Source organism: Halobacterium jilantaiense, assembly GCF_900110535.1.
In the GTDB taxonomy this organism is placed as follows: domain Archaea; phylum Halobacteriota; class Halobacteria; order Halobacteriales; family Halobacteriaceae; genus Halobacterium; species Halobacterium jilantaiense.
Genome location: NZ_FOJA01000001.1, coordinates 2,077,398 through 2,100,981, shown reverse-complemented (window position 1 = coordinate 2,100,981; position 23,584 = coordinate 2,077,398). Strand labels below are relative to the sequence as shown.

General features: G+C 68.0%; 24 protein-coding genes and 1 tRNA gene. 14 read left to right on the top strand and 11 right to left on the bottom strand.

What is annotated here, in order from left to right; translation table 11 throughout:
- Positions 1-54: 54 nt before the first annotated feature.
- The gene (phnD, locus tag BMW35_RS10760; RefSeq protein ID WP_089669440.1) at positions 55-1,107 is read right to left on the bottom strand and encodes a phosphate/phosphite/phosphonate ABC transporter substrate-binding protein; all 1,053 of its coding nucleotides are present in this window, start codon (positions 1,105-1,107) and stop codon (positions 55-57) included.
- A 128-nt stretch (positions 1,108-1,235) separates the two neighbouring features.
- Here phnD and hisH point away from each other — a divergent pair, with 128 nt between their 5' ends.
- Positions 1,236-1,946, top strand: a complete 711-nt coding sequence (gene hisH / locus BMW35_RS10755; RefSeq protein WP_089670413.1) for an imidazole glycerol phosphate synthase subunit HisH — start codon at positions 1,236-1,238, stop codon at positions 1,944-1,946.
- A gap of 7 nt (positions 1,947-1,953) precedes the next feature.
- Here hisH and BMW35_RS10750 read toward each other — a convergent pair whose 3' ends face one another.
- On the bottom strand, positions 1,954-3,828 hold the full coding sequence (locus BMW35_RS10750) for a sensor histidine kinase (RefSeq protein WP_089669439.1): 1,875 nt from the start codon (positions 3,826-3,828) through the stop codon (positions 1,954-1,956).
- Between the two features lie 72 nt (positions 3,829-3,900).
- Positions 3,901-4,239 (bottom strand): hypothetical protein, encoded by a 339-nt coding sequence (locus BMW35_RS10745; protein WP_218138603.1) that lies wholly within the window; start codon positions 4,237-4,239, stop codon positions 3,901-3,903.
- 251 nt (positions 4,240-4,490) lie between these two features.
- Between BMW35_RS10745 and BMW35_RS15650 the strand changes: the two genes are divergently transcribed.
- The 6 genes from BMW35_RS15650 (at position 4,491) to BMW35_RS10720 (ending at position 10,225) form a co-directional block, all read left to right on the top strand.
- The gene (locus BMW35_RS15650) at positions 4,491-4,652 is read left to right on the top strand and encodes a hypothetical protein (protein WP_177170824.1); all 162 of its coding nucleotides are present in this window, start codon (positions 4,491-4,493) and stop codon (positions 4,650-4,652) included.
- Complete coding sequence (gene aceA / locus BMW35_RS10740) at positions 4,645-5,697, top strand: isocitrate lyase (protein WP_089669437.1); 1,053 nt, start codon at positions 4,645-4,647, stop codon at positions 5,695-5,697. The genes BMW35_RS15650 and aceA overlap by 8 nt, the downstream gene beginning before the upstream one ends.
- The gene (aceB, locus tag BMW35_RS10735; RefSeq protein ID WP_089669436.1) at positions 5,687-6,997 is read left to right on the top strand and encodes a malate synthase AceB; all 1,311 of its coding nucleotides are present in this window, start codon (positions 5,687-5,689) and stop codon (positions 6,995-6,997) included. The genes aceA and aceB overlap by 11 nt, the downstream gene beginning before the upstream one ends.
- 69 nt (positions 6,998-7,066) lie before the next feature.
- Complete coding sequence (locus BMW35_RS10730; protein WP_089669435.1) at positions 7,067-8,185, top strand: tRNA (guanine(26)-N(2))-dimethyltransferase; 1,119 nt, start codon at positions 7,067-7,069, stop codon at positions 8,183-8,185.
- A 40-nt stretch (positions 8,186-8,225) separates the two neighbouring features.
- Positions 8,226-9,401 carry a YihY/virulence factor BrkB family protein gene (locus tag BMW35_RS10725; RefSeq protein WP_089669434.1) on the top strand — a complete coding sequence of 392 codons (1,176 nt, stop codon included), beginning with the start codon at positions 8,226-8,228 and terminating at the stop codon, positions 9,399-9,401.
- Complete coding sequence (locus tag BMW35_RS10720) at positions 9,398-10,225, top strand: phosphatase PAP2 family protein (protein ID WP_089670412.1); 828 nt, start codon at positions 9,398-9,400, stop codon at positions 10,223-10,225. The genes BMW35_RS10725 and BMW35_RS10720 overlap by 4 nt, the downstream gene beginning before the upstream one ends.
- On the opposite strand, the gene BMW35_RS10715 is transcribed toward BMW35_RS10720, so the two are convergent.
- Positions 10,207-11,571, bottom strand: coding sequence for a glutamine synthetase family protein (locus tag BMW35_RS10715; protein ID WP_089669433.1), 1,365 nt, complete (start codon positions 11,569-11,571; stop codon positions 10,207-10,209). The genes BMW35_RS10720 and BMW35_RS10715 overlap by 19 nt on opposite strands.
- Before the next feature lie 72 nt (positions 11,572-11,643).
- Here BMW35_RS10715 and lrp point away from each other — a divergent pair, with 72 nt between their 5' ends.
- The gene (lrp, locus tag BMW35_RS10710) at positions 11,644-12,156 is read left to right on the top strand and encodes an HTH-type transcriptional regulator Lrp (RefSeq protein ID WP_449404982.1); all 513 of its coding nucleotides are present in this window, start codon (positions 11,644-11,646) and stop codon (positions 12,154-12,156) included.
- A 141-nt stretch (positions 12,157-12,297) separates the two neighbouring features.
- Here lrp and thsB read toward each other — a convergent pair whose 3' ends face one another.
- Both thsB and BMW35_RS10700 read right to left on the bottom strand, forming a co-directional pair.
- Positions 12,298-13,962 (bottom strand): thermosome subunit beta, encoded by a 1,665-nt coding sequence (gene thsB / locus BMW35_RS10705; RefSeq protein WP_089669431.1) that lies wholly within the window; start codon positions 13,960-13,962, stop codon positions 12,298-12,300.
- A gap of 192 nt (positions 13,963-14,154) precedes the next feature.
- Entirely contained in the window at positions 14,155-14,481 is a 327-nt protein-coding gene (locus tag BMW35_RS10700; protein ID WP_089669430.1) for a hypothetical protein, read from the bottom strand.
- A gap of 224 nt (positions 14,482-14,705) precedes the next feature.
- Here BMW35_RS10700 and BMW35_RS10695 point away from each other — a divergent pair, with 224 nt between their 5' ends.
- Together BMW35_RS10695 and BMW35_RS10690 are read left to right on the top strand one after the other, a co-directional pair.
- Entirely contained in the window at positions 14,706-15,923 is a 1,218-nt protein-coding gene (locus BMW35_RS10695; protein ID WP_089669429.1) for a DUF418 domain-containing protein, read from the top strand.
- A 222-nt stretch (positions 15,924-16,145) separates the two neighbouring features.
- Complete coding sequence (locus BMW35_RS10690) at positions 16,146-16,346, top strand: hypothetical protein (RefSeq protein WP_089669428.1); 201 nt, start codon at positions 16,146-16,148, stop codon at positions 16,344-16,346.
- Between the two features lie 114 nt (positions 16,347-16,460).
- Here BMW35_RS10690 and BMW35_RS10685 read toward each other — a convergent pair whose 3' ends face one another.
- From BMW35_RS10685 to BMW35_RS10670, 4 genes are all read right to left on the bottom strand, one after another.
- The gene (locus tag BMW35_RS10685; RefSeq protein ID WP_218138602.1) at positions 16,461-16,895 is read right to left on the bottom strand and encodes an arsenate-mycothiol transferase ArsC; all 435 of its coding nucleotides are present in this window, start codon (positions 16,893-16,895) and stop codon (positions 16,461-16,463) included.
- A gap of 109 nt (positions 16,896-17,004) precedes the next feature.
- The gene (gene arsB / locus BMW35_RS10680) at positions 17,005-18,153 is read right to left on the bottom strand and encodes an ACR3 family arsenite efflux transporter (RefSeq protein WP_089669426.1); all 1,149 of its coding nucleotides are present in this window, start codon (positions 18,151-18,153) and stop codon (positions 17,005-17,007) included.
- A complete protein-coding gene (locus tag BMW35_RS10675; RefSeq protein WP_089669425.1) occupies positions 18,146-18,547 on the bottom strand; it encodes an ArsR/SmtB family transcription factor in 402 nt (133 codons plus the stop codon). The genes arsB and BMW35_RS10675 overlap by 8 nt, the downstream gene beginning before the upstream one ends.
- A 116-nt stretch (positions 18,548-18,663) precedes the next feature.
- Positions 18,664-19,965, bottom strand: coding sequence for an MATE family efflux transporter (locus BMW35_RS10670; RefSeq protein ID WP_089670411.1), 1,302 nt, complete (start codon positions 19,963-19,965; stop codon positions 18,664-18,666).
- Between the two features lie 261 nt (positions 19,966-20,226).
- On the opposite strand from BMW35_RS10670, the gene ilvA reads away from it, so the two are divergent.
- The 4 genes from ilvA (at position 20,227) to BMW35_RS10650 (ending at position 22,227) form a co-directional block, all read left to right on the top strand.
- Complete coding sequence (ilvA, locus tag BMW35_RS10665; RefSeq protein WP_089669424.1) at positions 20,227-21,456, top strand: threonine ammonia-lyase; 1,230 nt, start codon at positions 20,227-20,229, stop codon at positions 21,454-21,456.
- Positions 21,457-21,522: 66 nt separating this feature from the next.
- Entirely contained in the window at positions 21,523-21,906 is a 384-nt protein-coding gene (locus tag BMW35_RS10660; RefSeq protein WP_089669423.1) for a Rid family detoxifying hydrolase, read from the top strand.
- 4 nt (positions 21,907-21,910) lie between these two features.
- Positions 21,911-22,099, top strand: coding sequence for a DUF7981 family protein (locus tag BMW35_RS10655; protein WP_089669422.1), 189 nt, complete (start codon positions 21,911-21,913; stop codon positions 22,097-22,099).
- A gap of 46 nt (positions 22,100-22,145) precedes the next feature.
- Positions 22,146-22,227 (top strand) — tRNA-Ser (locus BMW35_RS10650).
- A gap of 219 nt (positions 22,228-22,446) precedes the next feature.
- Here BMW35_RS10650 and citZ read toward each other — a convergent pair.
- The gene (gene citZ / locus BMW35_RS10645; protein WP_089669421.1) at positions 22,447-23,583 is read right to left on the bottom strand and encodes a citrate synthase; all 1,137 of its coding nucleotides are present in this window, start codon (positions 23,581-23,583) and stop codon (positions 22,447-22,449) included.
- Position 23,584: the final 1 nt, after the last annotated feature.

Genomic DNA, 23,584 nt, shown 5'->3' with positions numbered 1-23,584 from the left:
TTGCCCGGCCGCCGGAAAAACTGCCCGAACTTTCACGCCGGGATCGGAGTCGGTCTACTGCTCGAAGATGTCGGTGCCGACGTTGAGTTCGTCGGCGACATCGATGACGGACTGGTAGTCGTCCCGCGTCGCTTCGCGAACGTCGCTAAACCACAGGTCGTCGTCAGTGCCGTCTTCGCCGTCCGCACCGTAGTAGATGCTGTCCGGGCCTTCGAGGAACGCGTCCTGGATGGCCGACTTCGCGTCGTCGCTGAGTTCCGGCGAGACGACGATGGGCGCACGCGGGAGCCCCGAGTCCTCGTGGAGCGTGGTCGCGACCTCCTGCCACTCTTCGGGCGCCGGGCCGGTCTTCGTGTCGCGGACGAAGCCGCCCATCGCGGCGGCGTCGACCTGACCCTGTTTGAGAAGCGTGTACGAGCCGACGTGACCGCCGGCGAAGCGGGCGTCGAACTCGGCCTGCGAACCGTTGCCTTCGGGGAGTTCGCCGACGTCGAGACCGCCGTCTTCGGAGATGCTGTACAGCGGATAGAGTGCGCCACTGGTCGAGAGCTGGTCGGAGAACGCGACCGTCTTCCCGGAGAGGTCCGATAGCTCCTCGATGTCGCTGTCGTTCGGCGTCGCGATGATGCTCTTGTACGTCCAGCCGCCGTAGCCGTACCGCTGGAGGATGACTTCGGCGTTCCCAGTCATCACGCCGAGCGCGGCCGCGAACGGCCCGGTCTCGGCCATGTCGAGCGTGCCCTGGCCGAGCGACTGAATGATGGCGCTGTAGTTGCTACCGATGGTTCCGTTGACGCTCAGATCGCTCGCCACCTCGTAGTTCTCGTGGATGTAGCTATCGACGTGGTCTTTGAGAGGCGAGTACTGGACTTCGAGGTCCTCCTGAGGAACGGCCGGTGAGATGCCGAAGTTGATGGCGTTGTCGCCACCGAAGGTGAGCTGGTCGGAGCTCTCAGCCGTCGACTCGGAGGTCATGCCGCCATCGCCGCTCTCCGTCGTCTCACTGCCGCCGTCACCGTCGCCGTCACCCGTACAGCCGGCGAGGCCTGTCAGTCCCGCGATACCTGTAGCGCCTGCAACTTTGAGGAATTTACGTCGTCCCGCCATGCGAATTCGTATTGGGACTGTGAATGGTACGGCATAAGAGTTGCCGTTCCGTTCTCCCGGGTTGTACGCACGTCTATGTACTGTTATGGATGCCAACGCACTTGGTTACCGAGGTCGAATACACGGACATGAGTAAATCCGCCACCCGCCAGACGGCCGCCGAGGTCGTCGTGGTGGACTACGGGCTCGGGAATCTCCGGAGCGTCACGCGCGGTCTGGAACGCGCGGACGCCGCCGTCACCGTCTCTGACGACCCGGGCGCGCTGGACGACGCAGACGGCATCGTGCTGCCGGGCGTCGGGGCGTTCGGCGACGGCATGGAGAACGCCGGCCCGTTCCGGGACGCGCTCGTCGACGCCGCCGACGAGGGGCGGCCGCTGTTCGGCATCTGTCTCGGCATGCAGATGCTGCTGACGTCCAGCGAGGAGGCCGACCGCGAAGGGCAGGGCGACGCGAAAGGACTCGACCTCATTCCGGGCCGGAACGTCCGGTTCACGGGCGACGTGAAGGTCCCACACATGGGCTGGAACGAACTGGACGTCACGCGCGACCACCCGCTCGTCGACGGCGTCGACACCGTCTCGTCAGAGACGCAACGAGCAGACGGAACCACCGGTGGTTCCGTCGACGGCGAGCACGCCTACTTCGTCCACTCCTACTACGCCGCGCCCGACGACCCCGGTCACACCGTCGCCGAGACCGACTACGGCGAGCGGTTCCCCGCCGTCGTCGCGAACGACGCCGGCAACGTCTTCGGCACCCAGTTCCACCCAGAGAAGTCCGGCGAGACCGGACTGCGCATCCTCCGGAACTTCGTCGACTACTGCGCGGACCGGTGAGCGCCGGTCACTCGGAGCGCCGCAACTCGACGACGAAGACGCTGCCGTCGGGGTCGTTGTCCTCGACCCAGACGTCGCCGCCGTAGCGGTCGACGAGCGTCCGCACGAGGTACAGCCCCAGCCCGGTCCCATCGCTGTCGAGGCCGCGTTCGCCCTCGTCGAAGATGCGCTCTTTCTCGTCGTCCGGAATCCCCGGCCCGTTGTCCGCGACGCGGACCCGAACCACGTCCGCCTCGACGGTCGCCGACACCGACACTTCGGGGAGCGTCGCGTCGCTGTGAACGACCGCGTTGTTGAGCAGATTCCGGAAGACGGACTCCAGCATGTCGTCGGCCACCACGTCGGCGTCCGGAATCGCCGCGTCGACAGAGACGATGGCGCGCTCGTGGCGGGCGCGGACGCCGTCGATCTGGTCTTCGAGCACCCGCCGGACGTTCACCGGCGTCCGGTCGGCCTCCGAACGGAGCAACACCTTGGTGACGTCGCCGGCGGTCCGCGTGACGTCGACGGCCTCGCGGCCCGCTTTCAGAATCTTGCTGAGGTGTGTCTCCCCGTCGCCCTCGACGCGGTCTTCGAGCATGCCGCCGTACGCGAGCACGAGCTGGAGGGCGTTCCTGACGTCGTGGCGAACCACCTGATTGAGGACTTCGAGGTTGTCCCGCTGGCGTTCGAGGGCGTGCTCGTAGGCTTTGCGCTCGTCGATATCGAGGTGGATGCCGACGGCTCGAATCGGGTCGCCGTCCTCGTTGCGCTCGGCGACCTCGCCGATGTCCCGGACCCACTTCCAGCCGCCGTCGGCCGTCTGCATCCGGTGTTCCGTGTCGAAGCGGTCTGCGTCGCCGGCGAGGTTGGCGTCCAGTGCGCTCTCGATCTGGTCGAGGTCGTCGGGGTGGACGCGCTGTCCGCACTCCGCGAAGCTGAGTGTGACCTCGCGGGGCTGGTGGCCGAGCATGCGGGCCCACTGCTCGTTGAACGTCACCTCGTCGGCGGTCATATCCCAGTCCCAGACACCGAGGTTCGCGCCCTCGACGGCGAGCTCGAACCGCTCTTTGAGGCGTCGAAGCTCGAGTTCGCGCTGCTTTTGGTCGGTGATGTTCGTCGACACGCCACAGACCGCCGTGACCTCGCCGTCGTCGTCGTACACCGGTGACTTCCTCGTGAGGCGGACAGTGCTCCCCGTCGCCGTCGGAATCGTCTCCTCGACTTCGGTCGTGTCCCCGGTCTCGGTGACGTACCGGTCGGTCGCCCTGGCTCGCTGGGCGACGTCCGGGGGGAACAGTTCGTCGTCGGTCGACCCGATGACCGCTCCGTCGTCGAGGCCGAACAGCTCGCGGCAGGCCTGGTTCATCAGGAGGTACTGCCCCTCCGTGTCCTTCAGGAACACCGCCGCGGACATCGTTCCGAGGACGGTCTCGAATCTGCGGTGGAGGCGCTGTATCTCTCGCTCCTGGGTCTTCTTCTCGGTGATGTCGCGGGCGACACCGACAATCTGTGTCACCGTGTCGTTCTCGACGATGGGGGTGAGTTTCGTCTGCCAGTGGCTGGTGCCGCCCGGCAGGTCCAGGGTCTCCTCGTACTCGATGGATTCGCGCTGTTCGACACACCGACGGTAGTTCGCCGCGACGGTCGCGCCCTGTTCGTCGCCGAGGAGTTCACGCGGCGTCTGGCCGCGCATCTCGCCCTCCGAAAAGCCAGTCAAGTCCCGGTGTGAGGCGTTGTCTCGCCGGAACGTGAACTGGTAGTCGTCGCCCGACTGGTCGACGCCGATCAGGAAGACTGCGTCCTCCATCTCGCGGAAGATGACCTCGTAGACGTTCGGCGACTCGCCGCCGAGCGTCGCGTCTGCGTCAGTTATCGAATCCACGTCGGCGTTCTCGTTCATTACGGTGTTCCGTACGCGTACGGGACGCCGACGATTATACTCTCTGGCGCGCCCGCAGCGAGACGGGACGACTCAGACGAAGTCTCGGACGTCGCTGTAGAACATGTCGTGGTGGTCGACTTCGCCGACGCGGTCGGCGATGGCGGCGGCGAGGGCGTGCCAGCAGGATTCCTCCGGGCCGAGGTTGTACTGGGCGTCCTCGCAGTTGCAGGAGCCGGCTTCGACGATGTACTCGTCGCCGTGGCCGACGACGACGGTGAAGTCGTTGTACTGTTTGACGCGGCCTTCGCTGGCGGCTTCGATGGCGCGCTGGCCGCGGTCGCCGTGGGCGTCGAGGATGCGTTCCGTGGTGGCTGGCGTGAGTTCGCCGTCGTCGGCGAGCGCGTCGCGCCAGTCGTCGACCTCGGGCACGGCCGTTCGTTGGGTGGGGCGTGGTATAGCAGGTTCGGTTAGCAGCGAGTTCGTGCGGTGTGTTTACACGCGCCAATCTGAGACCTTAATTATTATCCATTATACCAACCCAATTCCACATGATTAATCATTAACTTTATTCGTGTCCTCGATGCCTGTCTGGTCGCAATGCGCGTAGCAGGCCATCTCGGTCAGACCCCCGCCCGCAGCACCACCACGCGACCACAACCGCAGCCCCCCCGACAACGCCGATGCCAACCTACACTGACATAGAGAACACGGGCGCGCCAGTCGTCCCCGACATGCGAACCGACTACGACCGCGAGACGTGGCTCGACGAGACAGTCCGCAGCCACCGCCTCGACGAACCGACCGACGAGCCAGCCGACCCCACCGACACAACTGATGACTGACGAGTACCCCGACTACACGCGACGAGACATCGACAACCCCGCAGCCCGCGAGTTCCGCGAGCTGCTCGACGACCAGTACGTGTTCGCGCCCGGGCTCTACCACGCCCTCGACGCGCGGCTCGCCGAGCGCGCCGGCCACGACGCCGTCTACATGAGCGGGTACTCCACCGTCCTCGGGCAGTTCGGCTTCCCGGACCTGGAGATGGTGTCGATGACCGAGATGGTCGAGAACGCCAAGCGCATCGTCGACGCCACCAGCCTCCCCGTGGTCGCCGACTGCGACACGGGCTACGGCGGCATCCACAACGTCCGGCGCGCCGTCCGCGAGTACGAGAAGGCGGGCGTCGCCGCCATCCACATCGAGGACCAGACGACGCCGAAGCGCTGCGGCCACATCGCGGGCAAACAGATTGTCTCCCGGGAGAAGGCCAGGGCGCGCTTCGAGGCCGCCGTCGACGCCAAGCAGTGCGAGGACACGGTCATCATCGCGCGCACCGACGCCTACGGGTCCGCGAACGGCGACTGGGAGGAACACCTCGAACGCGGCCGCATCTACGCCGACGCGGGCGTCGACCTGGTGTGGCCGGAGATGCCCGACCCGTCCCGGGAGGACGCCGTCGAGTACGCCGAGACCATCCACGAGACCCACCCGGACCTCGATTTGGCGTTCAACTACTCGTCGTCGTTCGCGTGGAGCGAGCAGGACGACCCGCTGACGTTCGAGGAGCTCGGCGACCTCGGCTACAAGTACGTCTTCATCACCCTATTTGGCCTACACTCCGGAGCCCACGCCGTCTACGAGGACATGGTGAACATCCAGGAGAACGCCGAGGAAGCGCAGTTCGACCTCGAAGACCGCTACCTCGGCCACGAGACGGAGAGCCACCACGACCTCTCGCTTGTCAGCCGCTATCAGGACATCGAGACGCAGTTCGACCCGGAGGCGAAGCGCCGCATCGAGCAGTCGGAGGGGTACAGCGAGGACGAAGCCGACCCCATCACGGCCGAAGACGGCGCGACCACGGAAGCCAGCGATGACGACTGACCCGACCGCCCGCCACTACGACCGCGAGTTCGTGCGGACGTTCTTCACGTCCCCGACGGCCGTGGACGACGACGACTCCGCGAAGATGCTCCGGAGCGCAGCCGAGCTCCGGGGGGTGGAGGCCCCCGACGTGTGGGTGCCGGACAACGAGGACGCCACCGCGCCGTCGATGCGCGACCAGGGCGTCGAGAACGTCGTCGAGGTCGTGAGCGAGCACGGCGCGGACTTCCCGGGCGAGATTCACCCGCGAGTCGTCTGGCACCGCGAGGACCCGGCGACGCGGCACGCGGGGTTCCAGCAGATGCACGCGATGGCCGACCCCGAGCGAGGGGCTGTCGAACACCTCGACGGCTTCGTGATTCCCGAGGTCGGCGACGTCGACGACTGGAAGAAGGCCGACGAGTTCCTGACCGTCGTTGAGACCGACCACGGCCTCGACGAGGGCAGCCTCTCGATGTCCGTCATCGTCGAGAGCGGCGAGGCCGAACTCGCGATGGGCGACCTCCGCGAGGAGATGGGGAAGCCGTCGAACAACCTCGAACGGCTGTTCCTGCTGGTGGACGGCGAGGTCGACTACACGAAGGACATGCGGGCGATGACGCCGACCGGCGAACTCCCCGAGTGGCCGGAGTTGCGCCACAACACGTCCCGTGGCGCGAGCGCCGCCGGTCTGATTGCGGTCGACGGTCCCTTCGACGACATCCGGGACGTCGAGGGGTACCGCGACCGCATGACGGCGAACCGCGCGAAGGGGATGACGGGCATCTGGTCGCTGACCCCGGGCCAGGTGGTCGAAGCGAACACCGAACCCCTGCCGCCGGAGGCGGGCTACTGGCTGCTCGACGACGGCGAGTCCGAGACCGAACTCCGGGAGGCGGACGGCCGCTGGGTGTACGACGGCGACGACCTCGGCCTCGACGACACCGGGGACGGCTACGTCCTGCACGCCGACGGCCGCGAGCACGACCTCGGCCCCGACGAACTCCGGGCGGAACTGCTCGCGCGCACGTCGTACGTCCCGAGCATGGCCGACATCGTGGACTCGATGGCGGAGTTCGAGGCCGCGAAAGCGGCGGGGCGGGGCGCAATCGCGATGACGCGAGGGGCCACCCTCGAAATCGACGGGGTTCCAGTGGACATCGAGACCGACCGGATGTGGGACGAGGCGACGTATCAGGCCGCGAAGACGCCGATAGACCTGTTTCAAGACGTCTACGAGCATCGGCCCGACCAGCACGACGCGCTGGCCGACCGGTACGGCCGCGAGGTCGTCGAGCGCGCGACCGAACTCGGCGAGTAGCCGACCGCCCGCTGCGCGCTCGCGTCCGCCAACCGTCGTCCTTTTTTCGCGACGCCGTCGAGTAGCGGTATGCTCGTCGAGGAAGGCGGCGTCGCGGTGGAGGTCCCGGAGGCGTCGGGCGGCGGCGAGGGTGCCGCCGACGACGTGTTCTTCAACGAGACGCAGGAACTCAATCGCGACCTGACCGTGGCGACGCTGTCGGCGTTCCGGGAGCGCGAGCCGCGGGCCGAGACGTACCTCGACGCGATGACCGCAAGCGGCATCCGCGGGGTGCGTGCCGCCGCGAACGGCTGGGACGCGACGCTCGCGGACCTCGACCCGGACGCCGTCGAGTTGGCCGGGGAGAACCTCGCGCGCAACGGCCTCGACGGCGAAGTGGTCGAGCGGGACGCCAACAGCGTCCTGCACGACGACGACCGCGTGTTCGACGTGGTGGACGTCGACCCCTTCGGCTCCCCGATTCCGTTCGCTGACGCGGCGTTCGCGAACGCCCGGAACCTCGTCTGCGTGACGGCGACGGACACCGCGCCGCTGTGCGGCGCGCACTTCGAGTCCGGCGTGCGGAAGTACTCCGCGACCCCCCGGAACACCGAGTACCACGCGGAGATGGGGCTGCGCGTCCTGCTGGGGGCGATGGCGCGGACCGCGGCGCGCTACGACGTGGGCGTCACACCGATTCTGAGCCACGTCAGCGACCACTACGTGCGGACGTACCTCGAACTCCACCACCGGGCGACGGACGCGAACGAGGCAATCGACGAACTCGGGCACGTCTACCACTGCCAGCAGTGCCTCTACCGCGAACACGAGCACGGCCTCGTCGCCGACCCGCGGGACGAGTGCCCGCGCTGTGGCGGCAGCCAGGTGCTCACGGCCGGCCCGCTCTGGCTCGGGGCCGCCCACGACGTCGACTTCGCGGCGAGCGTGCGCGAACACCTCACCGGCGAGATGGGCGAGGCCTCGCAGGCGTTCCACCTCCTGCAGACCATCGAGGGCGAGCTCCACGAGCCGACGCACTACGACCAGCACCGGCTGTACAGCCAGTGGGGCGAGCCCGCGGTGGGCATGGACGAGTTTCTCGACCTGCTCCGGGACGCCGGCCTCGACGCCTCCCGAACGCACTTCGGCGGCACGACGTTCAAGACCGACGGCGGGCTCGGGGACATCGAGGCCGCCGTCCTCGGGTGAGCCGCGGCGATTTATACCGGACGCCGTGGAAGTCTGACGTGTGACACGACTCCGACGCGCCGCGGTCGTCGCTCGGCAGACAGCGACGGGAGCCCGCGACGAGCAAGTGACGTTCCTCGCGGCCGCCATCGCGTACTACGCGTTCGTGAGCATCGTGCCGCTGGTGTTGCTCGGAGTGACAGTCGGCCAGGCGCTCGGGGGCGACGCGCTCGTCGAGGAGGGGCTCCGGCTGACCGACGAGTTCCTCTCCGGCACCGGCCAGCAGGCGGTGCGCAACGCCGTCACCAACACCGAGGGCCGGGCGAGCGCGACCGTGGTGAGCGTCGCGCTGCTGGCGTGGTCCGGGCTGAAGCTGTTCCGCGGACTCGACGTGGCGTTCTCCCAGATTTACGGCGTCGAGGGGAGCGAAGGGCTCGTCGACCAGTTGAAAGACGCCAGCGTCGTGCTGGTGACGATTCCGGTCGCGGTCGTGGTCGCGGCCGGCATCGGCATCGCGGCTCCGGTGCTCGGGCTGCTGCCGTTCGCGAACGTCACGAGTGTCGCGTCGCTCGTCGTCGTGCTGTCCGTGCTCTTCCTGCCCGCGTACTACGTGTTCCCGGACGTCGGAATGACACTCCAGAACGCGGTGCCCGGAGCCGTCTTCGGAGCGGTCGGCTGGACGGCGCTCGTCGAGGGGTTCCGCGTCTACGCACAGACCGCGAGCCTCGAACTGTACGGTGTACTCGGTGGCGCGCTGTTGTTCGTTACGTTCCTCTACTTCGGCGGCATCATTATCACGGTCGGGGCGGTATTCAACGCCGTGCTGTCGGGACGAACTGACGACAACGAAGACGACACGGACAGCGGCCGCGAGCCCCCCGACGAGGCCCCGGACGTCGCCGCCCTCGGAGCCGAAGTCGCGGCGCTCCGCGAAGAATTAGACGCGAAGACAGTGAGTCGCGACGACCTCGAGGCGGACCTGCGGCAGTACGTGCGCGCCCGCCAGCGCCGCGGGAAAGCCCGCGGCTGGGGACCGTACCTCGTGTTGCTGTACGGCACCGGGATGACCGTCGCGGCGTTCGCCTACCTCTCCGGCGGCTGGGCGATACTCGCGATGCTCGTGGTGTGGCTGTCGACGCTCGGCCTCTACACCCTGATGGTGCTGTTCGGCATCGGCGTGAACGCGGTCGGGCTGCCGGGGAAAGTCGCGGACCGCGTGCGGTCGTGGCGGTCGTGAGCGCGCGCGGCGTCGGCGTCACCGAACTCGTCGCGGGCAGCGTTCCGGACGCGCTGGTCGCGGTGCTGGTGGTCCTCACCGCGCTCGGGAGTACGTACGTCGTGACGAGCGCCGGGCCGTTCGCGTACCTCTTCGGGGAGCGACTGGGCCTGCTGGACCGCCGGGACGGCGCGCGTCTGCTCGCCGTCACCATCGGCGGGCTGGCGCTGGTCGTGTTGCTGAAGGGCGCGTTCGCGGAGCCGCGGCCGCCCGAGTCGGTGATGCGAATCGCCGAGGACGGCAACGGCTTCCCGAGCGGGCACGCCACCGGAGCGACGGTGTTCTACAGCGGGCTGGCGGCGCTGCTCGCGGTCGGCTCGCGACCGCGCCGGTATCTCGTCGGTGCGGGACTGATTGTGCTCGTGTCGTTCACGCGCGTGGCGCTCGGCGTCCACTACCTCGTCGACGTGCTCGCGGGGATGACCGCCGGAACGGCGTTCGTCGGGCTGGCGCTCGCCGCGACGCGGCGTCGCGTCGTCTACGGCTTCCTGCTCGCCGTCGCGCTCGCGGTGGCGGCCGTCGTCGTGGCCGGACCGACCGTGGACGCCGTGGCGGCGCTCGGCGGGACGAGCGGCGCGCTCGCGGGCTGGCTGCTCGTCACGGAGCGAGAACGAGTGACCGAGGCGGTGCGGCCCGTGGCGAGCACGGGCGTCGTGCTCGCGGTCGGCGGAGCCGCCGCGGCGACGCTCGCCGTGGAGGCCGCGGCGGCGGCGGTGTTCGCGACCCACGTCGCGGCCGGAACGGTGTTCGTGGGGCTGCCCGCCGTTCAGAACTTCTCGAGGTAGCGGTCGGTCTCCCACTCGGAGACGGACGCCTTGTACTCCGAGAACTCCTGGCGCTTGGCCTCCGCGAACTTCTCGGAGACGTGCGGGCCGAGCGCTTCCTGGAGGACCGAGTCCGCCTCGAGCGCCGTGATGGCCTCGCCGAGGTTCCCGGGCAGCGTCTCGATGCCGTACTCGGCGCGCTTCTCGTCGTCGAACTCGTAGATGTCCTCGCGGACTGCGTCGCCGGGGTCGGCACCCGTCTCGATGCCGTCCAGCCCGGACGCGATGACCGCGGCGAGCGCGAGGTAGGGGTTACAGGACGGGTCCGGCGAGCGAATCTCGAAGCGCGCGGAGACGCCGGCGGCGTCCGGGACGCGGATGAGCGCCGACCGGTTCACGTCGCTCCACGCGATGTAGACCGGTGCCTCGTAGCCGGGGACCAGACGCTTGTAGGAGTTCACCGTCGGGTTCGTCACTGCGGTGAACGCTGGCGCGTGTTCGAGCACGCCGCCCATGAACTGGTAGGCCGTCTCGGAGAGGTTGAACTCGTCGTCGTCGTCGGCGAACGCGTTCTCGCCGTCCTCGTCGAACAGCGAGATGTGGCTGTGCATGCCCGAGCCGTTGATTTCGCCGATGGGCTTCGGCATGAACGTCGCGTGCACGTCGTTCTGCTCGGCGACGGCGCGCACGACCGAGCGGAACGTCGCGATGTTGTCCGCGGTGGTGAGCGCGTCGTCGTACTTGAAGTTGATCTCGTGCTGACCGCGGGCGACCTCGTGGTGGCTGGCCTCGATTTCGAAGCCCATCTCCTCGAGGGTGAAGATGATTTCGCGGCGGATGTCCGACGCGAGGTCCTTCGGCGCGAGGTCGAAGTAGCCGCCGTTGTCGTGGGCGTCCGTGGTGGCGTTGCCCTCCTCGTCTTTCTCGAAGAGGAAGAACTCGGGCTCGGGCCCGATGCTCACCGAGTACCCCATCTCCTCGGCGCGCGCGAGGACGTTCTTCAGGACCTGGCGGGGGCCGCCGGCGAACGCGTTGCCCTCGCGGTCGACGACGTCACAGATGAGGCGGGCGCTCCCGCCCTCGCCGTTCGACCGCCACGGGAGCACCGCGAACGTGTCGGGGTCGGGGTCGAGGCGCATGTCCGACTCCTGGATGCGCACGAAGCCCTCGATGGAGGAGCCGTCGAAGTAGATGCCCTCCGTGAACGCCTTCTCCGCCTGGTGGGCGGGGATGGAGACGTTCTTCACCGTGCCGAGGATGTCCGTGAACTGCAGCCGCAGGAAGTCGATGCCCTCCGCCTCGATCTCGTCCAGTACCGCCTGCTCCCGGTCTGTCAGCCCGTCGGTTTCGGAATGTCCGTTCGTCATCTCTATCTACGGTAAGAGTGGTCTACTTCCATCACTAAATGAGTATCGCTCGGTGTAAGTAGAGCCAGAAGGATAGAGAAGTGGACGTTCGTAAACTTCTATACCGTGGAGTCGGTAGCGTGGTGTATGACCTACGAGAACCTCGACGTGAAACTGGTCAACGAACTACTCGGCGACGGTCGCGCGAGCCTCCGGAGTCTCGCGGACGACCTCGACGTCTCGGTCACCACCGTCTCGAACCACCTCCAGACCCTCGAAGACGAGGGCGTCGTCGACGGCTACACGCCCGTCGTCGACTACGAGCGACTCGGGTTCGACGTCACCGCAATCCTCCAGCTCAAAGTCGACGGTGACGCCCTCCCCGACATCACGGACCGGCTCCGCGGCCACAAACAGATGGTCTCCGTCTACGAGGTCACCGGCGACTACGACGTCGTCGCCGTCGGGAAGTTTCAGGACACCGACGACATGAACGCGCTCATCAAGGAACTGCTGTCCGACGCCGACATCAACGAGTCCAACACGAGCGTCGTCCTGAACGCCGCCGCCGAGAACGAGCAGTTCGAACTCGACGTCGACGAGTAGTAACGGGCCGCGGATTCTCCACGCGACACGGAACGCACAGCAGCGGCTGCGCGACGAGCGTCGAAAGAAGTCGGCAAATCGGTCGGACGAGCGGTGCGACGGCGAATTCGGTGGGTGCTGGAAGCTAGGCTGTGCCCGAGCTTACATCATGCCGCCCATGCCGCCGCCCATGCCACCCATGCCGCCGGCACCGCCCTCGTCGTCACCCTTGTCGGTGGAGAGGTCGCCGGCGGAGATGATGTCGTCGATTTTGAGCACGAGGTTCGCGGCCTCGGAGGCAGACGTGACCGCCTGCTCCTTGGCGTGCGCGGGCTCGACGACGCCGGCCTCGAAGGTGTCCTCGAGGTCGCCGGAAAGGACGTTCAGGCCGGTGCGCTCCTCGCCGCTCTCGTGGGCGGAGCGCAGGTCGACGAGCGTGTCGATGGAGTCCAGGCCCGCGTTCTCGGCGAGGACGCGAGGCACGAGCTCCAGGGAGTCGGCGAACGCCTCGACGGCGAGCTGCTCGCGGCCCTCGACGGAGTCCGCGAAGTCACGGAGTCGGTCGGCGACCTCGACCTCGGTGGCACCGCCACCGGGGAGGACGCGGCCGTCCGAGAGCGTCTGCGCGGACACGTCGAGCGCGTCGGAGACGCCGCGTTCGAGCTCGTCGACGACGTGGTCGGTGGAGCCGCGCAGGAGGATGGTGACGCCGTGGGCGTCGTCGCTGGCACCCTCGACGTAGAACAGCTCGTCCTCCTCGTCGCGAGTGACGGAGCCGGAGACGACGTCGTCGCTGGACGCCGCGTCGAGGTCCGTGACGACGGACGCGCCAAGCACGTTCGTGAGGAACTCGATGTCGGACTTCTTGGTGCGGCGGACCGCGAGGATACCCTCCTTCGCGAGGTAGTGCTGGGCCATGTCGTCGATGCCCTTCTGGCAGAAGACGACGTCCGCGCCCGTGTCGACGATCTGCTGGACCTTCTGCTTGAGCTGCTTCTCCTCCTGGTCGAGGAAGGACTGGAGCTGGTCGGGGCTCTCGATGTTGACGGAGGTGTCGGCCTCTGCCTCCTCGACTTCGATGGCCTCGTTCAGGAGGAGGATGCTGGCGTCCTCGACCGCGCTGGGCATCTGGTCGTGGACGGGGTCCTTGCTGATGGCCGCGCCGCGGAGCAGCTGGCTCTCGCCGACGCCGCGACCGGTCTGGGTCTCGATGTTGATGTTCGCCGCGTCGACGACGATGCCGCCCTCGTCGGTGTCGACGGAGACCTGATTGATGGCGTCGTAGATGATGCCGGAGAGCAGCTCCTTGTCGAGTTCCGCGCCCTTGCCGGTCATCGAGGTCTCGGCGACGCTACGGATGAGGTCCTCGTCGTCGGGGTCGACGTCGACGGCGACGTTGTCGACTTCCTCGCGGGCCTGCTCGGCGGCGAGGTTGTAGCCCTTGATGATGGCCGTCGGGTGGATGTCGCGTTCGAGGAGGTTCTGGGCGTTCTTCAGGAGTTCGCCCGCGATGGCGACCGCGGTCGTGGTGCCGTCGCCGGCCTCGTCTTCCTGGGTCTCGGCGACTTCCACGATCATCTCCGCGGTCGGGTTGTCGATGTCCATCTCCTGGAGGATGGTGACGCCGTCGTTGGTGACGGTGACGTCGCCCATCGAGGAGACGAGCATCTTGTCCATGCCCTTCGGGCCGAGCGTGGAGCGTACCGCGTCTGCGACCGCACGGGCGGCCGAGATGTTGTGTTCCTGGGCGTCGCGGTCTTTCACGCGCTGCGCGTCGTCGCCCATGATGATCATCGGCTGCCCCTGCATTCGCTGTTGCTGAGCCATTGTGATAGATACATTGATTGCCATTCTATATAAAAGTATGTGTTTTGCGACGAGATTGCCGGGAAGCCGACAGACCGAGTCGCCGCCGTACCGCAGGCAAGGACACTGACGCCGGGGATTGTTGTGTTAGTCGTTCACACGAGCCATGGCCCGGGGGAAGGCGTTTAAGTACTAGAATCGGTGGTCGAGCCGTCAGTGGGCCTCGTCTGCGCCGCGCTCACGCTCGTCACGCGTGTACCCCAGCGCCTCCACGGCCGAGAGATTCCCGACGGGCTCCACGGAGTCGTCGCTGCCGTCGTACTCGTCGACCAGCGGCTCCAGCCAGCCGTTCGCCCACTGCGTCTCGATGCGGAACACGCGGTCGCCCTCCGTCTGAACCACCACCCACATGCGGCCGTCGTCGACCTGCTTGCGGTGCGAGTACCCCTCGAACTGTTCGTCCGCGACCTCGAAACGCAGGCGTTCCAGCATCCGCAGGTCCGCCAGCGTCTCCGCCGGACTCTCCTCGCTAGTCGACATGGCCGGACACACCGAGCACGGTGACTTGGCTATACGTCGGCTATCTTCGGATAGCGGCGGCTTAACGCCGCTCGGAGCAGCCCGAGTCCCGGGACCGCCACGCCGCGCCGGCGCGGCCGCGAACCCACACCTTTGTGTCCGGTACGCCACGAGGTGAACAGTGATGGTCGACCGAGGGAACCACGGAGACAGACGGCACCCGACGGCCGCAGAGAGGTGGGTCGATGAGCGGTGAACGAAGCCCGACTCCGCCCTCGGAGCGCATCGTCGGCCTCGACGCGCTCCGCGGGTTCGCGCTCCTCGGCATCCTCGTCATCAACGTCCGGGTGTTCTCGATGCCCGAAGTCGTGCTGTTCAACCCCACCGCGTACGGCGACTTCTCGGGCGCGAACTACTGGGCGTGGCTCGCCGGCCACGTCCTCGTGAAACAGAAGTTCATCACGCTGTTCACGCTGCTGTTCGGGGCCGGCGTCGCGCTGTTCACGCGGAACCGCGAGCGCGACGGCGACAACGCCGTCGCCCTCCACACCCGCCGGTCGCTGTGGCTCGTCGCGTTCGGGCTCGCACACGCCTACCTGCTCTGGTACGGCGACATCCTCGTCGCGTACGGCGTCACCGCGCTGTTCGTCGTCTTCGCCCGCGACTGGGAGCCCCGGAAGCTCGCGATGGTCGGCACCGCGCTCCTCCTGATTCCGTCGGCGCTGGAGGTGCTGTCCGCGCTCGCCGTCGACCCGGCCGCGCTCGCGGCCTCCTGGCAGCCCGACCAGTCGGCGCTCCGGGCCGAAATCGAGGCCTACCGGAGCGGCTGGCTCGGCCAGATGAGCCACCGCGTCGACACGTCGTTCTTCCGGCAGACTTCGGGCTACGTCGCCTCCACGAGCTGGCGGACGGCCGGCCTGATGCTGTACGGGATGGCGCTGTTCGAGACCGGCGTCATCACGAACGAGCGGTCGAGGGGCTTCTACCGGCGGCTCGCCGCCGTCGGTGGCACCGTCGGTCTCGCCGCCATCCTCGCCGGCCTCTGGTACATCGAGGCCAGCGGCTGGGCGGCCTCGGCCTCCCTGTACTGGCACCAGTTCAACTACTGGGGGAGCATCCCGCTCGCCGGCGCGTACCTCGGTCTCGTGATGCTGTGGGCGTCGTGGCGTCCGGACGGCACCGCGACGCGCTGGCTGGCGGCCGTCGGCCGCACCGCGTTCAGCAACTACATCTTCCAGACCGTTGTCGCCACCAGCATCTTCTACGGCCACGGCCTCGGCCTGTTCGGCCGCGTCTCCCGCGTCGAGGCCCTCGGCGTCGTCGTCGCCATCTGGGCGGTCCAGGTCCCCCTCTCGGTGCTCTGGCTGCGGTACTTCCGGTACGGTCCCCTGGAGTGGCTCTGGCGCGCGCTCACCTACCGGACGCTCCCCACGATGCGAGTAGACACCGCCGAGAACGCCTGATTTCTCCACCGTCAGTCACGCTCGACCGGGCTCAGTCGACGGCGAGCGCGCCGTTCCGGAGCCCGAACTGTCCAGCGCACTACTGGCCGAGTGGGCGGCACGAGACCCGTGTCGACAGCGGCTGGTCGACGCAGCGCTGGACGAACGGGAGGGGCGGCCGCCAATCCATGTAAAAATTTTTACTACGAGATTACGCGACATGACGTGGGCGCAAGCCCGAGCATGTCAGAGAACACGACCAACGCCCGCCACGTCGACGACACGCGGGAACGACGCCGGCAGCGGGCTGCCGGCTGTGTCGTCACCGACTCCGACGTGGGAGAGACCGACGGCTCGACCGTCTTCGACGCGGCCCCCGAGGAACATCCTGCGCTCTCGTTCGTTCTATTCGCGAGCAGTGCGGTCGAAGGCGTCGCGTCATAGCGGTCGTGCCGGTGTGGACACGTCCGACCAGTAGCCCGGAACCGGCCAGTACACCGGACTCGACAGCCACGCCGCCGCGCTGGTCGAAACGTATCTCTCGGCGGGTGCGGCAGCCTACCGGCCGCGTTCGGTCTCCGCCCGCGCTAGTTCGTCGAACAGCGCGACGACCCGGCGTTCGACCTCGTCGCGTATCTCCCGGACCGTCTCGGCGTCGGCTCCGTCGGGGTCGGCGAGCGCCCAGTCGCGAACGTCGACCCCAGCGACGGCTCCGAGGTCGAGCGTCGAGCACCCCATCGTCGCGACGTAGTCGCAGTTCCCGAGCGTTTCGCGGTCGACTTCGCGCGGCTGGCGGTCCGAGAGGTCGAATCCGGCGTCGGCCATCGCGTCGCGGACCGCGTCGTGGACGCTGTCGGCGGGGCGGGTGCCGCCCGTGAGCACCTCCACCCGGTCGCCGAGGCCGCGGCGTTCGGCTTCGCGCTCGGCGAAGACGGCGGCCATCTGGGAGCGGCCAGCGTTCTGCACGCAGACGAACGCGAGGGTAGTGGTCACGCGACCACCGCCCGAGCGGCGTGCAGCGCACGTCGCGCCGCAGGTGAGACGGAGTTCTGCACGCAGACGAACGCGAGCGTGGTGGTGGTTGTGGGCATGAGTTGGGTGGTCAGTCGTCGGTGGGAACGCTGTCCGCGGAGCCGTCGCCGCGGCCGGTCCAGTCGAAGCGGTCCTGAAAGGACAGCGCGACGTTCACGAGCGCGAGCAGGACTGGGACTTCGATGAGGGGGCCGACGACGGTGGCGAACGCGACGCCGGAGCCGACACCGAAGACGGCGACGGCGACGGCGATGGCGAGTTCGAAGTTGTTGGAGGCGGCGGTGAAGCCGATGGCGGTCGTGGTGGCGTAGTCGGCACCGACGCCCCGCCCCATCGCGAAGCTCACGAGGAACATCACGACGAAGTAGACCGTGAGCGGGACGGCGAGCAGGAGCACGTCGCCGGGGGCGGCGACGATGGTCCCCCCCTGCGTGGCGAACATCACGACGACGGTGAACAGCAGCGCGACCAGCGTGAGCGGGTCGATTCTGGGGACGACCTCGTCGTCGTACCACTGCTCGCTCCTCGCGCGCGTGCCGACGTACCGCGTGAGGAACCCCGCGGCGAACGGGATGCCGAGGAAGACGACGATGGCCTCGAACACCTGGCCGGGCGAGATGGCGAACGTCTCGATGCCGGTGACCAGCGAGTCGAGGCCGAGCAGCGGCGGAAGCACGAGCGCGAACAGCCAGACGTAGACGCCGTACGTGAGAATCTGGAAGAGGCTGTTGAACGCGACGAGGCCCGTGACGTACTCCGTGGAACCCTCGGCGAGTTCGTTCCAGACGAGCACCATCGCGATGCAGCGCGCCATCCCGATGAACACGAGCCCGAGGAAGTACTCGGGACGGGCGGGCAGCCCGGGGACGACGCCACCGAAGAAGACGACGGCGAGCGCGAACATGAGCGTGGGGCCGATGAGCCAGTTCTGGACGAGGCTCAGACTCAGCACGCGGTAGTTCGAGAAGACGGTCCGGAGCTGCGAGTAGTCGGCTTTCGCCAGCGGCGGGTACATCATGAGAATCAGCCCGACCTCGACGAGGTGGAGGTCCTGAATGGGGGCTGTCACGGAGGGCGCGGCGAACCCGAGGGCGACGCCGGCGGCCATCGCGGCCAGAATCCAGACGGTGAGGTACTTGTCGAGGACGTCCATCGACCGCGGGTCGCCGCAGGCCTCGCAGCCGCAGTCCGGGCCGTGGTCGTGGACGGGCTCACTCATCGACGGTCACGCTCCCGTCGAGGACGGTGACGAGCGCGACCGCGCGGTTCGTCGCCCGGTACTTCTTCCAGCGGCCGTCCTTCCGGGCGTCGGCGAGGCCGGCGTCGACCAGCCGAGAGAGCGCGTGGCTCAGCCCGCTCTCGGAGACGTCGACGAGCGCGTCCAGCTCGCAGACGCAGAGTTCGTCGCCGTCGGCGACCAGCGCGCGGACGAGCGAGTACCGGGTCTCGCTGGCGAGCGCCGACAGCACGTCGAGTTCGGCGTCGACGCGCGCTTCGCCGATTGCGGTTTCGAGCGCGGTCAGCTCGTCGAGGCGCTGGTCCACGTCTTCGTCCCGGCACTCCTCGAGTTCGTCGTCGAGGTAGCGCCGCAGCCGCTGGGTGGCGTCTGCCATCGCGGTATAGTTGAGTGGCCGCTCAAGTATTTGTTCCGGTAGAGGTAGCGAGACGCTACAGAGCCCTCTCTTCGCCTACGTATCGATATGTTTCTCTGCGAGAGTTCGGCAGTGGTTCAACTGTTACCGCGTTCGGCCATCATACCGGCGGCGCGGTCGGCCCACCCGCTGTAGTGGAACCCGAGGGCGACGACCAGTGCCATCCAGACGTTCGAGAGGACGACGCTCCAGTACGCGGCGGTGACGCCCCAGCCGAGCGCGACGCCGGCGACGTACGCGAACCCGACGAGGAACCCGAACATGCCGGTGGCGCGCGCGAGCAGCGGGATGCGGGTCTCGCTGGCTCCCTGGAGAGCCCCGGACAGCGCGACGAACGAGGCGAGGAAGGGCGCGCTCAGGCCGTACACTTGCGCGAACGGGACGGCGTACCGGAGCGTCGCCGGCGTGTCGTCGAGCAGCGAGACGAGCGGGCGGGCGTAGACGGCGAGCAGGACGCCCACCAGACCGACGGTGAGAACGCCGAGCGCGGCGACCGCCCAGCCGTTGTACCGCGCGCCCTCGGAGTCGCCCTCGCCGAGCGCCTGCCCGACGACGACGTTCGCGGCGACGCTGTACCCCCGGGAGAGCGGGCCGGTGACCTGCTGGTAGGCCCGCCGCCCGACTTGGAAGGCCGCGTTGACGTTCGTGCCGAACGTCAGCAGCACGGCGTTGAACGGGAACTCGGCGAGCGTGGAACTCAACCCCTCCGCGATTTTGGGGAGGCTGACGACGAACAGCTGTCTCGTGATGACCGCGGACGCCGGGCGCGCGAACCCGGCTTCGGTCGCGTCCGACGCGATGGCGGCCATAAGCGCGAGCGCAGTGAAGACGTTGCCCGCGGCAGTCGCAAGCCCGACGCCGAGGACGCCGAGTTCGGGGAGCCCGAAGTAGCCGAGGCCCAAACCGACGCTCCCGACGATGTTCGCGACGTTTGCGACGGCGTTCACGTACATGGGCGTGCGCGTGTCGCCAGTGCCCTGCAGCGAGCGCGCTGCGATGAGGGCGACGTGGCGTGCGGGCGCGGTGGCGAGTACGACCGCGAGGTAGGTGCCGCCCAGCGGGACGACATCCGGGTCGGCACCGAGCAGCCGGATGGCGTCCGCGCCGAACAGGAGGCCGAACGCGGCGAACGGAATCCCGACCAGCGCGCCGACGAGGACGGCCTGCGTGACGGCTTCGTCGCGGGTGGCGGTGGCGTCCCGGCCGGTGTCCTGACTGGAGAGGCTGATGGCACCGCCGCCCAGACCGAGCCCCACTCGGAGCGGGAAGCGCGCGTAGAGGTCTGCGAGCCCGACGGCGACGACGGCGGCGGGCGAGATGGCGGCCGTGACGGCGACGTCGACGGTGCGCATCAGGGTGCGCAGCGTCTGTTCGGCCATGACCGGCCACGCCAGCGCGAACACGCGCCGCCACACCGACCGGAGCCGCGAGTACACACCGGGGCGTCGCAGCCTCGCTGCATGGGCCTGTCGGTCCCAGCAGGCTTCGAGACCGCGGAACCGCGACCAGTTTCACTTTCACTCCGGTTCGGTCGGTTTTAAGTTAGCGGCGGGCGTTGTCCCAGTTGTCACACGCTCCATTTTCGCGTTCTTCGCGGTCCATCACCAACGGTTAAATCCGGAACCACCGTACCGCGGCGTATGCTCGAACTGGACGACGTTCTCGCCGCGCGCGACCGCGTCGCCGAGACGGCCCGGCACACACCGCTGGACTACTCACACACCTTCTCGGCGATGACGGATGCCGACATCCACCCGAAACTGGAGTGCTTCCAGCGCACCGGGTCGTTCAAGATTCGGGGAGCCACCAACCGCATCCGCACGCTCTCCGACGAGGAGCAGGCCGCCGGCGTCGTCACGGCCTCTGCCGGCAACCACGCGCAGGGCGTCGCGCTCGCCGCCTCCCGGTCCGGCGTAGACTCGAAGGTCGTGATGCCGGAGACCGCGCCCATCTCGAAAGTGAAAGCGACCAAGAGCTACGGCGCAGAGGTGGTCCTCCACGGTGCCGACTACGACGACGCCCAGGCCCACGCCCACGAGCTCGAGGCGTCGGAGGGCCGCACGTACGTCCACGCCTTCGACGACCAGTACGTCATGGCCGGCCAGGGCACCCTCGGCCTCGAAATTGTCGAGGACTGCCCGGACGTCGACACGGTCGTCGTTCCCATCGGTGGCGGCGGCCTCATCTCCGGCGTCGCCACCGCCGTCAAGGGCCAAAACCCCGACACGCGCGTAATAGGTGTGCAGGCGGAGGGCGCGTCGACGGTCGCCCAGTCGCTGAACAAGGGCGAGCCGCAGGGCGTCGACCACGTCGACACCATCGCCGACGGCATCGCCGTCCGGAAGGTCGGCGAGCAGACGTTCCCGGTCATCGAGGAGCGCGTCGACGAGGTCGTCACCGTCTCCGACGACGAGATTGCGACCGCGCTCGTGCTCATGCTCGAACGCGGGAAGACGCTCGTCGAGGGCGCTGGCGCGACCCCGCTCGCGGCGGTTCTGGAGGGGAAGTTCGACTACGACGACGACGAGACGATCGTGCCCGCGCTCTGCGGCGGGAACATCGACCTCAACCTCCTCACCACGGTCATCGTCCGCGGGCTCGTCGACCAGGGCCGCTACGTGAAGATCCGGACCGTCGTCAAGGACCGCCCGGGCAGCCTCAACGACCTCCTGAACGTCGTCGCCGACGAGCGCGCGAACATCTACGCCATCCAGCACGACCGCACGAACCGCCAGATCGCGATGAACGCCACCGAGGTCGAACTCGACCTCGAGACCCGCGGCCCCGAGCACGTCGACCGACTGCTCACCCGCATCCAGGACGAGGGCTTCGAGGTCACCGTCCTCAACGGCCCCCGCATCGAGGACTGACGGCGGTCGGCTGCCGGTCGACCCGTTCCTCCCACGTTTAAGACGTGGGGGAGCGACTCCCCGCACATGAAGCGCATCATCGAAACCGCAGACGCGCCCGCGGCTGTCGGCGCGTACAGTCAGGCGACCACCGACGGCGACGTCGTCTTCACCGCCGGCCAGATTCCCCTGACCCCGGACGGCGAACTCCTCGACGACGAACCCATCGACGTCCAGACCCGCCAGAGCCTCGAGAACGTCAAGGCCATCCTCGAAGAGGAGGGACTCAACATGCAGGACGTCCTCAAGGTCTCCGTGTTCATGGACGACATGGGCGACTTCGACGAGATGAACGACGCCTACAAGGAGTACTTCCAGGACAACCCGCCCGCCCGCTCGGCCGTCGAGGTCGGCGCGCTCCCGAAGGGTGCCGGCGTCGAAATCGAAGCCATCGCCGCCCAGCGCGACTGACGGGATGGACGCGCGCACGAAAGGCACGCTCCTCTGGGGCGTCGTCGGCGCGCTCGCCTTCCTCGTCCTCGCACAGGGCTACCTCCTGATTTCCGGCGACCGGGTCCCTTACGCCGCGCTGTTCGGGGTCGCCGCCGTCGTGTTCGTGGCCGCCGCCGCCACCGCGCGCGTCGCGGCCGGCCGCGCCCCCTGACGCGAAGAGAAGGGTTTAAACGCCCGACCCGGGTACGACAGACTGGGCCGGGATGGCCGAATGGCAAAGCGCACGCCTGGAAAGCGTGTCCCCTTACGGGGTTCAGGGTTCAAATCCCTGTCCCGGCGTTTCTCGTGACGTAACGGCTCCGAGCGGCGCGTCTCGTCACGCTGCGGACGTGAGTGTCTCCGCCCCGGTTTTTCACGATACTCACGCCTTAGCGACGACGCTGTCGTAGGCGATAGCGGGACGTAAACCACGGAAGCCGCAGTCGCACCGTTTCGCTGCGTTCGCTCCGCTCTCTCACGACGAGCTACCGCAGAAAACCGCGGGCGTGCGTCGCCGGTCTACCGCTCGTCGACGCTCGGGAAGTCGCGGTCCTCCTCGCCGACGTAGCGGGCGCGCGGCCGGATGAGGCGGTTGTCCTCGAACTGTTCGAGAACGTGGCCGACCCAACCGCCGACCCGAGACATGGCGAAGATGGGCGTGTAGATGTCGACGGGGATGCCCATCTGGTAGTACGTCGACGCGGAGTAGAAGTCGACGTTCGGCGCGAGGCCCTTCTCCTCGGCCATGTAGTCCTCGATGGTGACGCTCATCTGGTACCACTTCGTGTCACCCGCGGCCTCGCCGAGTTCCTCGCTGCGCTCGCCGAGAATCTTCGCGCGCGGGTCCTTGACGTTGTAGACGCGGTGGCCGAAGCCCATCACGCGGTCGCCGCGGTCGAGGGCGTCCTGCACCCAGTCGAGGGCGTCCTTCTCGCTCTCGTCGACCTCCTGGAGCATGCGCATGACGTTCGCGTTCGCGCCGCCGTGGAGGCTCCCGGAGAGCGTCCCGATGGCGGACGTGACCGCGGAGTGGACGTCAGCGAGCGTGCTGGACGTGACCATCGCGGAGAATGTCGACGCGTTCAGGCCGTGGTCGGCGTGGAGCACGAGCGCCTGATCGAAGACGTCGGCGAGCACGTCGTCGGGCTCCTCGTCGTTCAGCATGTAGAGGAAGTTCGCGGCGTGGTCGAGGTCCTCGCGGGGGTCGACCACGTCGTCGCCGTCACGCAGGCGCGTGAACGCCGCGACGATGGTGGGGATTTTGGCGGTGATTCGTTTGCCCTTCCGGAGATTCGCCTCGCGGTCGGTCGGGTCGGCGTCGCTGTCGCCGTCGAACGCGGAGAGCTCCGAGACGGCCGTTCGCAGCGCCGCCATCGGGTCCTCGTCCGCGTTGGCGAGGTCGGCGACCAGGTCGAGGACGTCGTCGTCGACCTCGCGGTGGCTCGCCATGTCCGCGCGGAACTCCGCCAGTTCGTCGCGTGTCGGGAGGTCGCCGTGCCAGAGGAGGTACAGCACTTCCTCGTAGCTGGCGTCCCGCGCGAGGTCCTCGATGGTGTACCCGCGGTAGACGAGCTTCCCCTCGTCGCCGTCGATGAAACTCAGCTCGGATTCGGCCACGAGCACGCCCTCGAGACCCTTCTTGAGTTCGTCGGACATA

Coding starts and splice junctions, on each gene's coding strand:
- BMW35_RS10700 (WP_089669430.1), bottom strand. CDS start 14,481: ATGTCGACTAGCGAGGAGAGTCCGGCGGAGACGCTGGCGGACCTGCGG.
- BMW35_RS10695 (WP_089669429.1), top strand. CDS start 14,706: ATGAGCGGTGAACGAAGCCCGACTCCGCCCTCGGAGCGCATCGTCGGC.
- arsB (WP_089669426.1), bottom strand. CDS start 18,153: ATGAGTGAGCCCGTCCACGACCACGGCCCGGACTGCGGCTGCGAGGCC.
- BMW35_RS10660 (WP_089669423.1), top strand. CDS start 21,523: ATGAAGCGCATCATCGAAACCGCAGACGCGCCCGCGGCTGTCGGCGCG.
- BMW35_RS10655 (WP_089669422.1), top strand. CDS start 21,911: ATGGACGCGCGCACGAAAGGCACGCTCCTCTGGGGCGTCGTCGGCGCG.
- BMW35_RS10750 (WP_089669439.1), bottom strand. CDS start 3,828: ATGAACGAGAACGCCGACGTGGATTCGATAACTGACGCAGACGCGACG.
- ilvA (WP_089669424.1), top strand. CDS start 20,227: ATGCTCGAACTGGACGACGTTCTCGCCGCGCGCGACCGCGTCGCCGAG.
- BMW35_RS10730 (WP_089669435.1), top strand. CDS start 7,067: ATGCTCGTCGAGGAAGGCGGCGTCGCGGTGGAGGTCCCGGAGGCGTCG.
- BMW35_RS10690 (WP_089669428.1), top strand. CDS start 16,146: ATGTCAGAGAACACGACCAACGCCCGCCACGTCGACGACACGCGGGAA.
- aceA (WP_089669437.1), top strand. CDS start 4,645: ATGACTGACGAGTACCCCGACTACACGCGACGAGACATCGACAACCCC.
- aceB (WP_089669436.1), top strand. CDS start 5,687: ATGACGACTGACCCGACCGCCCGCCACTACGACCGCGAGTTCGTGCGG.
- phnD (WP_089669440.1), bottom strand. CDS start 1,107: ATGGCGGGACGACGTAAATTCCTCAAAGTTGCAGGCGCTACAGGTATC.
- BMW35_RS10715 (WP_089669433.1), bottom strand. CDS start 11,571: ATGACGAACGGACATTCCGAAACCGACGGGCTGACAGACCGGGAGCAG.
- thsB (WP_089669431.1), bottom strand. CDS start 13,962: ATGGCTCAGCAACAGCGAATGCAGGGGCAGCCGATGATCATCATGGGC.
- BMW35_RS10675 (WP_089669425.1), bottom strand. CDS start 18,547: ATGGCAGACGCCACCCAGCGGCTGCGGCGCTACCTCGACGACGAACTC.
- hisH (WP_089670413.1), top strand. CDS start 1,236: ATGAGTAAATCCGCCACCCGCCAGACGGCCGCCGAGGTCGTCGTGGTG.
- citZ (WP_089669421.1), bottom strand. CDS start 23,583: ATGTCCGACGAACTCAAGAAGGGTCTCGAGGGCGTGCTCGTGGCCGAA.
- BMW35_RS15650 (WP_177170824.1), top strand. CDS start 4,491: ATGCCAACCTACACTGACATAGAGAACACGGGCGCGCCAGTCGTCCCC.
- BMW35_RS10670 (WP_089670411.1), bottom strand. CDS start 19,965: ATGGCCGAACAGACGCTGCGCACCCTGATGCGCACCGTCGACGTCGCC.